This is a genomic window from Cellulomonas sp. Leaf395 (assembly GCF_001424125.1).
Classification (GTDB): Bacteria; Actinomycetota; Actinomycetes; order Actinomycetales; family Cellulomonadaceae; genus Cellulomonas.
This window is the reverse complement of the sequence record NZ_LMQI01000002.1, coordinates 114,406-127,996: the sequence shown is the minus strand read 5'-3', so window position 1 is coordinate 127,996 and position 13,591 is coordinate 114,406. Positions and strand designations below refer to the sequence as shown.

At 73.7% G+C, this 13,591-nt stretch carries 9 protein-coding genes; 6 read left to right on the top strand and 3 right to left on the bottom strand.

From position 1 onward, the window contains the following. Nucleotides 1-11 precede the first annotated feature (11 nt). Nucleotides 12-590 carry a TetR/AcrR family transcriptional regulator gene (locus ASG23_RS04865; RefSeq protein ID WP_056021102.1) on the bottom strand — a complete coding sequence of 193 codons (579 nt, stop codon included), beginning with the start codon at nt 588-590 and terminating at the stop codon, nt 12-14. 72 nt (nt 591-662) lie between these two features. On the opposite strand from ASG23_RS04865, the gene ASG23_RS04860 reads away from it, so the two are divergent. From ASG23_RS04860 to ASG23_RS04835, 6 genes are all read left to right on the top strand, one after another. Next, nucleotides 663-1,073, top strand: coding sequence for a hypothetical protein (locus ASG23_RS04860; protein ID WP_056021099.1), 411 nt, complete (start codon nt 663-665; stop codon nt 1,071-1,073). A gap of 64 nt (nt 1,074-1,137) precedes the next feature. After that, a complete protein-coding gene (locus ASG23_RS04855; protein WP_082515831.1) occupies nt 1,138-3,816 on the top strand; it encodes an FtsK/SpoIIIE family DNA translocase in 2,679 nt (892 codons plus the stop codon). Next, entirely contained in the window at nt 3,813-6,011 is a 2,199-nt protein-coding gene (locus ASG23_RS04850; protein ID WP_056021096.1) for a putative bifunctional diguanylate cyclase/phosphodiesterase, read from the top strand. Before ASG23_RS04855 ends, ASG23_RS04850 begins: the two co-directional genes overlap by 4 nt. Before the next feature lie 82 nt (nt 6,012-6,093). Then, on the top strand, nt 6,094-6,687 hold the full coding sequence (gene pgsA / locus ASG23_RS04845; protein ID WP_056021094.1) for a CDP-diacylglycerol--glycerol-3-phosphate 3-phosphatidyltransferase: 594 nt from the start codon (nt 6,094-6,096) through the stop codon (nt 6,685-6,687). Continuing rightward, entirely contained in the window at nt 6,653-7,162 is a 510-nt protein-coding gene (locus ASG23_RS04840; RefSeq protein ID WP_235520888.1) for a CinA family protein, read from the top strand. The genes pgsA and ASG23_RS04840 overlap by 35 nt, the downstream gene beginning before the upstream one ends. A 252-nt stretch (nt 7,163-7,414) precedes the next feature. After that, on the top strand, nt 7,415-7,756 hold the full coding sequence (locus tag ASG23_RS04835) for a helix-turn-helix domain-containing protein (RefSeq protein ID WP_056021088.1): 342 nt from the start codon (nt 7,415-7,417) through the stop codon (nt 7,754-7,756). Nucleotides 7,757-7,912: 156 nt separating this feature from the next. Here ASG23_RS04835 and ASG23_RS04830 read toward each other — a convergent pair whose 3' ends face one another. Together ASG23_RS04830 and ASG23_RS04825 are read right to left on the bottom strand one after the other, a co-directional pair. Then, nucleotides 7,913-8,680, bottom strand: a complete 768-nt coding sequence (locus tag ASG23_RS04830) for a DNA-formamidopyrimidine glycosylase family protein (RefSeq protein ID WP_056021085.1) — start codon at nt 8,678-8,680, stop codon at nt 7,913-7,915. Between the two features lie 6 nt (nt 8,681-8,686). Continuing rightward, the gene (locus ASG23_RS04825; RefSeq protein WP_056021083.1) at nt 8,687-13,564 is read right to left on the bottom strand and encodes an ATP-dependent helicase; all 4,878 of its coding nucleotides are present in this window, start codon (nt 13,562-13,564) and stop codon (nt 8,687-8,689) included. Between the last annotated feature and the right edge of the window lie 27 nt (nt 13,565-13,591).

The following is a 13,591-nucleotide window of genomic DNA, read 5'->3' as shown; positions in this document are numbered from 1 at the left end:
ACGTGGCAGGGTCAGCCGCCGAGGATCGCCGGCCCCGCGGCACGCAGCACGTGGGTGTACCGCTGCTCCGACCCCTCCGGCAGGAGCCCGTCGAGCTCCAGCTCGACCAGACCGTGCACGAGCGCCCACAGCCCGAGCGCGGGTTCCTCGGCCGCTGTGCCGGGGGCATCGAGGACCCGGGCCACCGCGTCGCGCAGCACGAGGAACGTCGCGCTCGCCGTGGCCGAACCCCGGCTGCCGTCCTGGAGCCCCGCGCCGGTCGCGCCGAACATGACGCGGTAGAAGTGCGGGTGGGCCAGGGCGTTCTCGCGGTAGGCGAGCCCCAGGCCGAGCAGGTCCGCACCCGGGTCCGCGGTGCGCGGGACCGCGGCGAGGCGCTGGGCGAAGCGGGCGAACGCCTCGTCGCCGACCGCCCGCACCAGGTCCTCCCGGCTGCCGAACAGGGAGTACACCGCCGAGGGAGAGGTGCCCGCGCGCCCCGCGAGGTCGCGGACGGTGAGCCCGGCCGCGCCACCGGTCGCCACGATCGACGACGCCTCGTCGAGAAGCCGGGCGCGCAGGGCGTCGTCGTGCACGCGGGGGCGGGCCATCCGGCGAGTGTAGGGGTTGACGCGCGTTTCCGCACGGTGTTCTATAACAGTGTTCGTAAACGAGGAGGCCTCATGATCGAGCTGACCGACGCGGCCCGGACCACCGCCGGCATCGTCGCCCTGTCGGTGGTCGCGATCGAGTCCGGTGGCGCGTTCCTGCTGCGCGTCGTCACGGGCAAGGAGCAGGCCACCGACTTCCAGAAGAGCTTCTTCCGTGCGGGGCACGCGCACGCGGGGGTCCTGGTGACGCTCGGGCTCGTCTGCCTCGTCCTCGGGGAGGCCACGACGCTGACGGGCTTCTGGCGATGGCTCGCGCAGACGGGGGTGCTGCTCGCCGCGATCGTCATGTCCGCCGGGTTCTTCTTCGCCGCGATGGGACGCGGCCGTCAGGAGCCCAACCGGGCCGTGATCTTGCTCGGCGTCGGCGCCGTGCTGCTCGCCGCAGGGGTCGTGACCTTGGGTGTCGGTCTGCTGCTCGGGTGAACGGGCTCCCGACACGCGCCCGACGGTCGACGTGGCACGGGTGGCCCCGACTAGTTTGAGGACCATGGCGACTCGCACGTCCACCCCTCGCGCCCGCTCCGGTGCGCCGGCGACGTCGCGCGCGTCCGGCAAGTCGAGCGGCTCCTCCCGGCCGCAGGGGCGCAGGCCCGCGCCGCCCCCGCCCCGGCCGGCCCTGCCGGTACGCATCGTCAAGGGCGTGTTCATGGGCACCGCCCACCTTGTCGGCGGGACCGCTCGGCGCGTCGGGCACGGCGCGCGGGACCTCGACCCGGCGCACCGCCGGGACGGTCTCGCGTTCACCCTCCTGGCTCTCGCGATCGTCATCGCCGCGCGCGAGTGGTGGGACCTGTCCGGGACGGCCGGGGACGTGGTGCACAACGTCGTGGCCGGGACGTTCGGCAAGGTCGGCGTCGCGGTACCCCTCGTCCTGCTGGGGCTCGCCGTGCGGCTCATGCGGCACCCCGAGCGTGTCGAGGCCAACGGCCGCATCGCCATCGGGATCGGCGCCATCACCCTCGCCGTCTGCGGGCTCCTGCAGATCGGCGCCGGGCTGCCCGGCACGGACGACATGGCGGCGCTGCGCGAGGCAGGCGGGGTCGTCGGGTTCCTGGTCGGCACGCCGCTGGCCAGCCTGCTCACCCCCGGTGTGGCCGTCGCGCTGCTGATCCTGCTCGCGTTCTTCGGGATCCTCGTCGTCACCGCCACTCCCGTGAACCAGATCGTCCCGCGCCTGCGCGGCGTCTACGACAAGCTCACCGGGAACGCCCGGACCCCGGTCGAGCCGGTCGACGACGACGTGCCCCTGGTCATCAACGCCGGGCACACGGCCGTCGCCCAGATCGAGGCCCCGCCCGCCAAGCGTGGGCTGCTCGGGCGGCGACGCAAGCGCGCCGAAGGGGTCGACGAGCCCGACGACACGCGGCTCGACGCCTACGACGGTGACGAGGCCTTCGAGCGCGCCGCCATCGTCGCGGCGGCCGAGGCCGAGGCGGAGGCACGAGCGGAGCGCGACTCTGTATCTCACACGTCACCGGACACCGAGCCGACGACGGTCGTGAGCACCAAGCCGCCGCTGCGCGCGCCCGAGCCGACGCCCGTCCCGCGCGGTGAGCAGCCGATGCTCGGCGGAGACGTCCTCTACACGCTGCCCTCCGAGGAGTCCCTGGCCAAGGGCGCCCCGCACAAGGTGCGCTCCGCCGCGAACGACCGCGTCGTGGAGTCGCTGACCTCCGTGCTCGAGGCGTTCGAGATCGACGCCCAGGTCACCGGGTTCACGCGCGGCCCGACGGTCACGCGGTACGAGGTCGAGCTCGGCCGGTCGGTCAAGGTCGAGCGCGTCACGGCGCTGAGCAAGAACATCGCCTACGCGGTGGCCAGCGCGGACGTCCGGATCCTGTCGCCGATCCCCGGCAAGTCCGCGATCGGCATCGAGATCCCCAACACGGACCGCGAGACCGTCTCGCTCGGCGACGTGCTGCGCTCCAGCGCGGCCAAGCGCACCGAGCACCCGATGGTCATCGGTGTCGGCAAGGACGTCGAGGGCGGCTACGTCGTCGCCAACCTGGCCAAGATGCCCCACCTGCTCGTCGCCGGTGCCACCGGCGCGGGCAAGTCGAGCTTCGTCAACTCGATGATCGTCTCGATCCTCATGCGCGCGACGCCCGACGAGGTCCGCATGGTGCTCGTCGACCCCAAGCGCGTCGAGCTGACCCTCTACGAGGGCATCCCGCACCTCATCACACCGATCATCACCAACCCGAAGAAGGCTGCCGAGGCCCTCGAGTGGGTCGTGCGGGAGATGGAGGCGCGCTACGACGACCTGGCGAACTTCGGGTTCAAGCACATCGACGACTTCAACACCGCGGTCCGCGCGGGCAAGGTCAAGCCGCTGCCGGGCTCGGAGCGCAAGATCGCGACCTACCCGTACCTGCTGGTCGTCGTCGACGAGCTCGCCGACCTCATGATGGTCGCCCCGCGCGACGTCGAGGCGTCCATCCAACGCATCACGCAGCTGGCCCGCGCCGCCGGCATCCACCTGGTCCTGGCGACGCAGCGCCCGAGCGTTGACGTCGTCACCGGCCTCATCAAGGCGAACGTGCCGTCGCGGCTCGCGTTCGCGACGAGCTCCCTGACCGACTCCCGGGTCGTGCTGGACCAGCCCGGCGCCGAGAAGCTCATCGGCCAGGGTGACGCGCTGTTCCTGCCGATGGGTGCGGCCAAGCCGATGCGCACGCAGGGCGCCTGGGTGTCCGAGTCGGAGATCCACTCGGTCGTCGAGCACGTCAAGAAGCAGCTCAAGCCGGTGTACCGCGAGGACGTGGCCGCGGCGCCGGTCAAGAAGCAGGTGGACGAGGACATCGGCGACGACCTCGACCTGCTGCTGCAGGCCGCGGAGCTGGTGGTCACCACGCAGTTCGGGTCGACCTCCATGCTCCAGCGCAAGCTGCGCGTCGGGTTCGCCAAGGCGGGCCGCCTGATGGACCTGCTGGAGTCGCGCGAGATCGTCGGACCGTCCGAGGGGTCCAAGGCGCGCGAGGTGCTGGTGCAGGCCGACGACCTGCCGGGCACGCTCGCGATGCTGCGGGGCGCACCCGGCGAGGACGACGGGGACCGGTACACCACCACCGACGGCGCCCTGCCGGGCGAGCCACCGGTGGCGACCGACTACTTCGACGGCGCGGAGGAGGACGACGCCGGACGCTGGTCCGGCGGGGGTCGGTGAGCACCGACTTTCCCGACCCCTGGGGGGTCGTCAGCACGGGGATCGCGATCGTCGCGATCGTGGCGCTCGTCGCCGTCCTCCTCCTGCTCGGAAGGCAGCGCGCGCAGGTCCGGCGCGCGAACGACCTGCTGGACCTGTCGCGCGAGCTGCGGCACCGCTACGACGCGCTCCAGGCCGTGACGAAGGAAGGCGTGCTCGTCCAGTCGCTGGGCGGCCGCGTGCTCGACATCTCCGAGCGGGCGGCGGCGATCCTGGGTGTCGACGCGAAGGCGTCCGTCGGCAAGTCCGTCGGCGACCTGCCGGTCGTGCTGGTGAACGAGATGGGCCTGGCGATGAACCCGGCGGCGGTCCTGGGGCACCGCGCAGGTGTGACCCGCGCCGGCTGGACGGTCGACTCCGAGCTGGTCGGTGTCGCGCTCCCCGGCACCGACACCACGCAGGCACGGATGGTGCAGGTGTCGAGCCAGCTGGTGCCGGCCGGGGACGGTGACGCCGCGGCGGTGCTCACGACCCTCGTCGACGTGACGGGCCGCCGGGAGGTGGAGGCCGCCCTGACCCGCAGCGAGCTGCAGTTCCGGGTCGCGATGGAGAACGCTCCGATCGGCATGGCGCTCGTCGACGTCGACTGGCGGATCGTGGAGGCCAACGCGGCGTTCGCCGAGCTGCTGGGCACCAGCGTCGGTGCCCTGCGGGGGTATCGCATGGAGGACCTCAGCACCCCGGAGGGCCGGCCCGCGGAGCGCCTCGAGGTGGACCGGCTGCTCGGCGGCGGCCAGCACAGGTTCTCGCTCGAGAAGCGGTACCAGCGGGCCGACGGCCACCAGGTGTGGGTCGCGCTGGACGCCGCGCTCGTGCGCACCCCGACCGGCGCACCGGACCACTTCGTCGTCCAGGTGCGGGACTCGACGGAGTCGCGGCTGCAGGCGGAGATGCTCACGCACCGGGCGATGCACGACCCGCTGACCGGGCTCGCCAACCGCACGCTGCTCCAGGAGGTGCTCCAGTCGGTGCTGGAGCAGCCGGGCGTCGTCGACCGGGTGGCGGTCCTGGCCTGCGACCTCGACGGGTTCAAGGAGATCAACGACCGCTACGGCCACGCCGCCGGCGACGAGGTGCTCGTGCACGTCGCCGGCGTGCTGCGCGCGGCGACCGCACGCCGGGGCACCGTGGCGCGGCTCGGCGGCGACGAGTTCGTGGTCGTCGTGCAGGACCTCGACGGCCCCCGCGCGGTGTTCGAGGTCGCCGCCGCCATCCACGCCGGGCTGCAGGAGCCGGTCCGCGTGGGTCGTCGACGGCTCACCGTCGCCGCGAGCATCGGGATCGCCCTCGCCGACCCGGACGCGATCGACGGTGGGGCGCCCGGCCTGCTCGCAGCAGCCGACGCCGCGCTGTACCGGGCCAAGGGTGCAGGTCGGGGACGGACCGAGGTCTACGACGCGTCGATGGCGATGGGATCACCGTCGGACCTGCACCGGGAGCTCGCCGCGGCGATCGACGAGGACCAGCTCGTGGTGCACTACCAGCCGATCGTCGACCTGGCCGACGCCCGGGTGGTCGGGTACGAGGCGCTCGTGCGCTGGGAGCACCCGCACCGGGGGCTCCTGCTGCCCGCCTCGTTCCTCAGCCTCATCCAGGAGGCGGGCATGTCCGTCGCGCTCGGTCAGCTGGTCGCCCGGCGGGTCGTCGAGTTCGTCGCCTCCATCCACGACAGGACGCGGTGGGTGTCGGTGAACGTGTCGGCCGACCAGCTCGGCGACGGGGAGTTCGCGACGACCCTGCTGTCGGAGATCTCCCGGCACCGGCTCACGGCCGGGCGGATCGTCGTCGAGCTCACCGAGTCGTCGCTGGTCGCCTCCGGCACCCGGATCCGGCACGAGCTGACGCAGCTCTCCGCGGCAGGCGTGCCGATCCTGCTGGACGACTTCGGGACGGGCGTGTCCCCGCTGTCCTACCTGCGGGACCTGCCCGTCGCGGGCGTGAAGCTCGACATGTCGTTCACCTCGGGGATCCCCGAGGACCCGACGGCCGGCAAGGTCGCCCGTGCGCTGGGTGCGCTGGCGCGCGAGCTCGCCATGGTGACCATCGCGGAGGGGATCGAGCACGAGGAGCAGGCCGAGTACCTGCACCGCAACGGTTGGCGCTACGGCCAGGGCTGGCTGTACGGCAGCGCCCAGCCGGGCGACATCAGCCGCTGACGAGGGGACGACGACGGGCGCACGCCGTCCGGCGCGGACGGCGTGGGTCGGGGCATCTCGCGCGCCCCTCTAGGCTGTCCGGGTGGTCGACGCCGTCCCCTCCGCCTGGAACCTGGCGAACGTGGTCACGGTGCTGCGCATCGCGCTGGTGCCGTTCTTCGCCTGGGCTCTCCTCGCCGACGGCGGGCACACCACGACCGGTCGACTGATCGCGACGGCGCTCTTCGTGGTCGCTGCCGCGACGGATCGACTCGACGGCTGGCTCGCCCGCCGTTCGGGCCAGGTCACCGACCTCGGCAAGATGCTGGACCCCATCGCCGACAAGGTCCTCATCGGCACCGCCCTGGTCCTCCTGTCGTGGCTGGGTGACCTGCCGTGGTGGGTGACCGTGATCATCCTCGTGCGCGAGCTCGGCATCACGGCGATGCGGTTCTTCCTCCTGCGCTACGTGGTGCTCCCCGCCTCCCGAGGCGGCAAGCTGAAGACCGTGCTGCAGTCGGTGGCGATCGGCCTCTACCTCCTCCCGCTCGACGCGCTTCCCGCGTTAGTCTCGGTCGTCGCGATGATCTTCATGGGCGCCGCCTTGGTGGTGACGGTGGTGACCGGCCTCGACTACGCCCGGACCGGCCTGAAGATCCGGCGTGAGGCCAGCCGGCCACCCGCCGCCGGGCTGTGACGTGCCGCTCGCGTCGGACCTTCTCGCGGCTCTCGGGTCTCGCGGCTGGTCGCTGGCTGTCGCCGAGTCGCTGACCGGAGGTCTCGTCTCGGCCACCCTGGTCGACGTGCCGGGGGCGTCGAACGTCCTGCGGGGCGCCGTTGTCGCTTATGCCACCGACCTCAAGGCGACGCTGCTCGACGTGGACCGTGCGCTGCTCGACGAACGAGGAGCGGTCGATCCCGACGTCGCCGGAGCGATGGCGCGCGGCGTCCGGGCGCGGCTGGGAGCGGACGTCGGGCTCGCGACGACGGGGGTGGCCGGTCCGGACCCGCAGGACGGGCAGCCGCCCGGCACCGTGCACGTCGCGGTGTGCACACCGGACGGCACGACAGTGCGGTCGCTGCTGCTCGCGGGAGACCGGGCGCAGGTCCGCGCGCGATCGGTGGAGGCGGTCCTGGCGCTGGCGGTGGAGATCCTGGGTCGACCGGGGTGAATCTGCCGCCAGGTGTAGGTGGAGCGCCCCGCGGGCGGGAACACTCTGAGCGGTCACGTCGTTGGAACGACCGTGATGAGCACTCGACCTCCGGCACGACGCATGCCTTCGCGTGTCGGCGGTGCAAGGTACGGTGGAATCCTCCCGGCTAAGGGACAGCCGGGAGCGGTGAAGGGTTCCGAGGTTTCGGGTCCGCGACGGACTCCGGCTCCCGGAGTGGATGTGGCACGTGACGCGAGAGGGGGAGCCCGAATGGTTGTACTCCGTCGAGAGATCGGCGATGTGCTGCGGGACGCGCGACAGCGCCAGGGGCGCACCCTGCGTGAGGTGTCGTCGGCAGCCCGTGTCTCGCTCGGGTACCTGAGCGAGGTGGAGCGGGGTCAGAAGGAAGCGTCGTCGGAGCTGCTCAACAGCATCTGCGAGGCGCTCGACGTCCCGATGTCGCTCGTCCTGCGCGAGGTCAGTGACCGCGTCGCTGTCGCCGAGGGTCTGCTGATCCCCGATACGGTGCCCGCGGACCTCGCGGCGTCGGTGGCCGGTGCCGCCGACTCCGGATGGGCGCGGTCGCGGTCGGAGCTCGCCGCCATCGGCTGATCGGATGGCTCGGCCATCCTCGAACTGACCGGACGGACGCATCCGTCCCGGTTGACGGGTCGCTGTCCAGCGCCCGTGACGACGGGCAGCGATGTCCGCACGTCTCCTGCGCGGTCCGTGGACTCCTGTCCGCGGACCGTTGCCATGTCCGGCGGCTCACAGGCCTGTCGGCTCCTGCTGGCAGCGGGGGCAGTAGAAGATCGGCCGCTCCATCGGCGGCTTGCGGGCCTGGCCGACCGCGATCCGGGTCCCGCACCGGTGGCACGGTTGACGCAGCCGACCGTGCACGTGCCCGGGCGGCCTCCCCTCGGCGACCGACCGCTGGAGCTGCCGGCGCGCGACCCCCAGCAGCTGCGCGGGGTCCGCGACGTGGTCGGCGGGCGTCCACGGCCACAGCCGCTCCGCGAACAACGACTCCGCCGCGAAGATGGTGCCGATGCCCGCGACGACCGTCTGGTCGAGCAGCACCTCCGCGACCGGCGTCGACCCGCGAGCGGTCCAGCGTCGCAGCGCGTCGTCGAGGTCGACGGTCTCGCCGAGCAGGTCCGGCCCGAGGTGGCCGATGAGGGAGTGCTCGTCGCGGGTGCGCACCACGTCGAGCATGCCCAGGTGGTACCCGACCGTCGTCCACTCCGCGGTCGCCAGGACGGCACGGACCTGCGGTGAGCGGGCGGCCGACTCCGGTGACCCCGTGCGCGCGATCCGCCAGTACCCCTCCATGCGCAGGTGGGTGTGCAGGGTGCGACCGTCGTCGAACCGCGTGAGCAGGTGCTTGCCGTAGGACCGTGTCTCCAGCACCGTGCGACCGACCAGGTCGACTGTCGCGGCGGTCGGCCAGCGCAGGTCGGAGCGGACCAACACCCGTCCGCCGATCGCCAGCTCGAACCGGTCGGCGGTCCGGCGCAGGACGTCCCCTTCAGGCACGCGCGCTCACGACTGACCCCGCAGGCGCAGGCCTCGGGGCGTCGCCGCGAACCCGGCTGCCACGAACGCCTGCCCGAGCGCGCCGTGCAGGGCTCCGGCGAGGACCTCGACCCCGTCGACGCGCTGGATCGTGAGGCGGCCGGTGTGGCGGGTGCGGGCGGTCGTCGCGAGCCCGTCCGCGGCCGCCGCCAGGACGGAGTCGTCGGCGGTGAACGACAGGACGGTCCGCCCGCCGCGTTCCAGGTACAGGACCAGCGCGCCGTCGACGAGCACCACCAGGGCGCCGGCCTTCCGGCCGGGCCGGTGCCGCCCCGCTCCGGCGTCCGTCGGGTCGGGGCCCGCGACCGGCCACGGCAGTGACGCGCCATAGGGGTTGGCGGGGTCGGTCGCGGCGAGGACGACGACCTGGAGGTCGGTCGGCCCGTCCTGGTCGGCGGACCGCTCGACCACCTGGGCGTCGACGCGCAGCCGGTCGACCGCGCCCGGCAGCGCGAACTGCGAGCCGCCGAGGCGTTCCACGAAGTAGCCGCGCCGGACCTGCCCACCCTGCTCCAGCGCGGACAGCACGCGGTACACGTCGGTGAACCGGGCGCCGATGCCCTCCGCAGGAGCGACGGCCCGGGTGAGGATCCCGTGCCGGTCCAGTAGCTGGGCGGCCAGCGCGTGCGCGCGCAGCGTCGGGTCCGGCTCGCGTCCGGGCAGCAACGACCACCGCCCGCCGCTCGCGGCACCGTTCAGCCCTCGTCCCAGCGCTGTCGCGCGGCTCCTCGGGTCCCCGGCCAGCTGGACGGCGGCGCGCAGGCCGAGCCGCGGGCGCAGGGCACGGCCGCGTGGCGCGGCGGCGCGCGTCCGGTGTGCCGTGCTCCCGCTGCCCAGCCACGCGCGCAGCGGGGCGAGCCCGTCGTTCGTCACGTGCCCGGTCCAGACGAGGTCCCACACGGCGGCGGACACGTCCGCCTGGCTCGGCGAGGCGTCGTCCGGGCGCAGCTCGCGGACCCGTTCCGTGAGTGCGCCGAGGAACCAGGCGCCGCCACCGCCGAGCGCCTCCAGCAGGGCGTCGTGCAGCGGTGTGTCCGGGGCCGCCTCAGCGGCCCTAAGCGTGAGGTCTGCGACTGCGGTGGGGTGCATCGAGACCAGCCCATCGTGCCCGGCGAGCGCTCCGTGCCCCGCCCAGACCACCTCACCCGCGGAGGTCAGCTCGTCGAGCATCGCGGGGCTGTAGTCGATGACGCGGGCGGGCAGGACATGGGTCTCGAGCGCCGACGCCGGCATGACGGCCCCGGCCAGCTGCTCGACCACCCGCGCGACGCCGTCCACACCGCGCAGGGTGCCGGTCGCGGAGGTCCGCCCCGTCCGACCGACGGGCTGCACACCCTGCCAGCGCGGCAGGAAGACGCCGAGCGCCTGCGGATCGACCGGCTCCACCTCGGCCCGCAGCGCGGCGAGCGACCGGCGGCGCAGCGTCCGCAGCACATCGGCGTCGCAGAACTCGTCGCCGGTGCCTCCGAGCACGTCCGGGCGCAGCCGACCCTGCACGAGCACGCCACGGCCCTCGAGCCGGCGCAGGGTCTCCGTCACGACGGCGACCCCCCAGCCGTAGCGTGCAGCGGCCTGGGCGGCCGTGAACGGCCCGTGCGTCCGGGCGTACCGGCGCAGGAGATCGCCCACGGGATCCGGCACGACCTCGGTGAACACCTCGGGCACGCCGACGGGCAGCGCGACACCCAGCGCGTCCCGCAGCCGACCGGCATCCTCGATCGCCGCCCACTGCTCCGCACGCTCGGGCAGCACCCCGCCCAGCCGGATGCGGATCAGACGACGCGCACTCTCGAGCTCGACCAGCCAGCCCGGGACCTGGTCGCGCGCCTCGGGCTTCGTCCGCTCGGCGACCTCCGACACGGTGAGCGGACCGTGCCGCCGCACGGCGTCGGCCAGCTGCTCGAGCGTGCCGGCCTGCCGCTCGGGCGCGCGTCCGCTCAGCTCTGCCTCGGTGCGCACGACCGCCTCGGGGTCGAGCAGGTCGGCCAGCTGGGACTCACCGCCCTGGCCGAGCAGCTCGGCCAGCAGGGTCGGGTCGAGCGTCAGGGCAGCGGCGCGACGCTCGGCGAGCGGGGCGTCACCGTCGTAGAGGAACTGCGCCGTGTAGCCGAACAGCAGGGACTGCGCGAAGGGCGAGGGCTGGGTCGTGGTGACCTCGACGACGCGGACCCGGCGCGCGACGACGTCCCGCATGAGCGTGGTGAGCGCCTCGGTGTCGAAGTCGTCCTGGAGACACTCGCGGACGGCCTCGAGCAGGATCGGGAAGTCGGGGTACTCGGACGCGACGGACAGCAGCTGCGCGGACCGCTGGCGCTGCTGCCACAGCGGCTGGCGGCGGTCCGGCCGGCGGCGCGGGAGCAGCAGGGCGCGGCTCGCGGCCTCGCGGAACCGGGCACCGAACATGGCCGACGAGCCGAGCTCGGCCTTGACCGAGTCGAGCACCTCGTCGGGATCGACCAGGAGGTCCGCCAGGTCGATCGCCGGTCCGCTGGAGTCGGCCCACGGATCGTCGACCATCGAGCCGTCGCCGGCGTCGAGCATGTCCGGCAGCCGCAGGACGATCCCGTCGTCCGAGTGCATGGCGGCGGCGTCGACGCCGTACCGCTCGCGCAGCCGCGCGCCGATGACGATCGCCCACGGCGCGTGCACGCGTGCCCCGTAGGGGGAGTGCACGACCACCCGCCAGTCGCCGAGCTCGTCCCGGAACCGCTCCACCACCAGGACGCTGTCGGTCGGGAGCTCACCGGTCGCCTCGCGCTGCTCACGCAGGTACGCCAGGAGGTTGTCGGCCGCCCACGGGTCCAGCCCGGCGGTCTCGACGCGCACTCGCGCGTCGTCGTCGGACAGGGCGCCGAGCTCGCGCACCCACGCGCCCATCGCCTGACCCAGCTCCGCCGGCCGACCGGGCGAGTCGCCCTTCCAGAACGGCAGCCGGCCCGGCACGCCCGGTGCGGGTGTCACCAGCACGCGGTCGGGCGTGATGTCGTCGATGCGCCACGTGCTGGAGCCGAGCGTGAACATGTCGCCGACCCGCGACTCGTAGACCATCTCCTCGTCGAGCTCGCCGACGCGCTTGCCGCCCCGGACCGTGCCGCCCGATCGCTCGGCGTCGACCGGCACGTCGCTGGTGGTGGCGCTGCCCGCCAGGAATACGCCGAACAGGCCGCGGTCGGGGATGGTGCCGCCGCTGGTCACCGCGAGCCGCAGCGCGCCGGGTCGGCCGCTGAGCACGTCGCGCACCCGGTCCCACACGATCCGGGGCCGCAGCTCCGCGAACTCCTCGCTCGGGTACCGGCCCGCGAGCATGTCGAGCACCGCGCGCAGCGTCGCCTCGCCGAGCCCCGAGAACGGGGACGCGCGCCGGACGACTGCCGAGAGCTCGTCGAGGGACCAGTCCTCCACGGCGACCATCGCCACGATCTGCTGCGCGAGCACGTCGAGCGGGTTGCGCGGGATCCGCATGGCCTCGAGCGACCCGTCCCGCATGCGCTGCGCCGTGACCGCCGCCGGCACCAGCTCGCCCCGGAACGTCGGGAACACGATCCCGCGGGACACGGCGCCCACCTGGTGACCGGCGCGGCCCACGCGCTGCAGCCCGCTGGCGACCGACGGTGGGGACCCCACCTGCACCACCAGGTCGATTGCCCCCATGTCGATGCCGAGCTCCAGGGAGCTGGTGGCCACCACGGCGGGCAGCAGCCCGGCCTTGAGCTCCGACTCCGTCCGGGTCCGCTCCGCGCGGCTCATCGACCCGTGGTGCGCGCGCGCCAGGATGGTCGCCGCGTGCCGGGTGTCGATCCCGACCGCCGTGCCGGACTGCGCAGGGACCGCCGCCGCGCGCAGCGTCGCGGGGTCGGGGACGTCCTCGCCCGAGCGCTCGGCCCAGACCTCGTTCATCCGCGCGGTGAGGCGTTCCGCGCCGCGCCGGGAGTTGGTGAACACCAGCGTGGAGCGGTGCGCGGCGACCAGGTCGACGACGCGCTCCTCGACGTGCGGCCAGATCGACGGTCGGGGCAGCGGTCCGGCGGCGGCGCCGGACAGGTCGAGGTCGTCGGGCGTGACCTCGGTGCCGCGCAGGTCCGACAGGTCCGGCACGGGCACGACGACGTCGACCACGATCTTCTTGGTCGACGGCGGCTGGACGACCGTGACGGCACGCCCTCGGTCCTCCGGGGTCCGTGCGCCGCCCAGGAACGCGGCGACCGCGTCGACGGGCCGGACCGTGGCGGACAGCCCGATGCGCTGCGCCGGACCGGGACCGCCGGGGCGGTCGAGCAGGGCGTCGAGCCGCTCGAGCGAGACAGCGAGGTGGGCGCCGCGCTTGGTCCCGGCCACGGCGTGGATCTCGTCGACGATCACCGTGCGCACTCCCGCGAGCCCCGCCCGGGCACCGGACGTGAGGACCAGGTACAGCGACTCGGGCGTGGTGATGAGGATGTCCGGCGGCTTCGTCGCGAAGGCCCGGCGCTCGTTCGGCGGGGTGTCGCCGGTGCGGATGCCGACCGTCACGTCCGGCAGCTCCAGCCCCAGCCGGGTGGCCGCCTGCCGGATGCCGACCAGCGGCGAGCGCAGGTTCCGCTCGACGTCCGTGGCGAGCGCCTTGAGCGGCGAGACGTACACGACGCGGCAGCGCTCGACAGGGTCGTCGGGCCGCTGGCCGGTCAGCAGGCCGTCGAGCGCCCAGAGGAACGCGGCGAGCGTCTTGCCTGACCCGGTGGGGGCGACGACGAGCGCGTGCTCCCCGCTGGAGATCGCGGTCCACGCGCCCAGCTGTGCGGTCGTGGGCTCGGCGAACGCCCCCGTGAACCAGGACCTGGTCGGGTCGGAGAAGCGCTCGAGCACCACCCGGCCATTGTGTCGGCCGCCACCGAC

Excerpts from the sequence above, each read along its gene's own strand:
- ASG23_RS04865 (WP_056021102.1), bottom strand. The coding sequence starts at position 590 with ATGGCCCGCCCCCGCGTGCACGACGACGCCCTGCGCGCCCGGCTTCTC.
- ASG23_RS04835 (WP_056021088.1), top strand. The coding sequence starts at position 7,415 with ATGGTTGTACTCCGTCGAGAGATCGGCGATGTGCTGCGGGACGCGCGA.
- ASG23_RS04860 (WP_056021099.1), top strand. The coding sequence starts at position 663 with ATGATCGAGCTGACCGACGCGGCCCGGACCACCGCCGGCATCGTCGCC.
- ASG23_RS04855 (WP_082515831.1), top strand. The coding sequence starts at position 1,138 with ATGGCGACTCGCACGTCCACCCCTCGCGCCCGCTCCGGTGCGCCGGCG.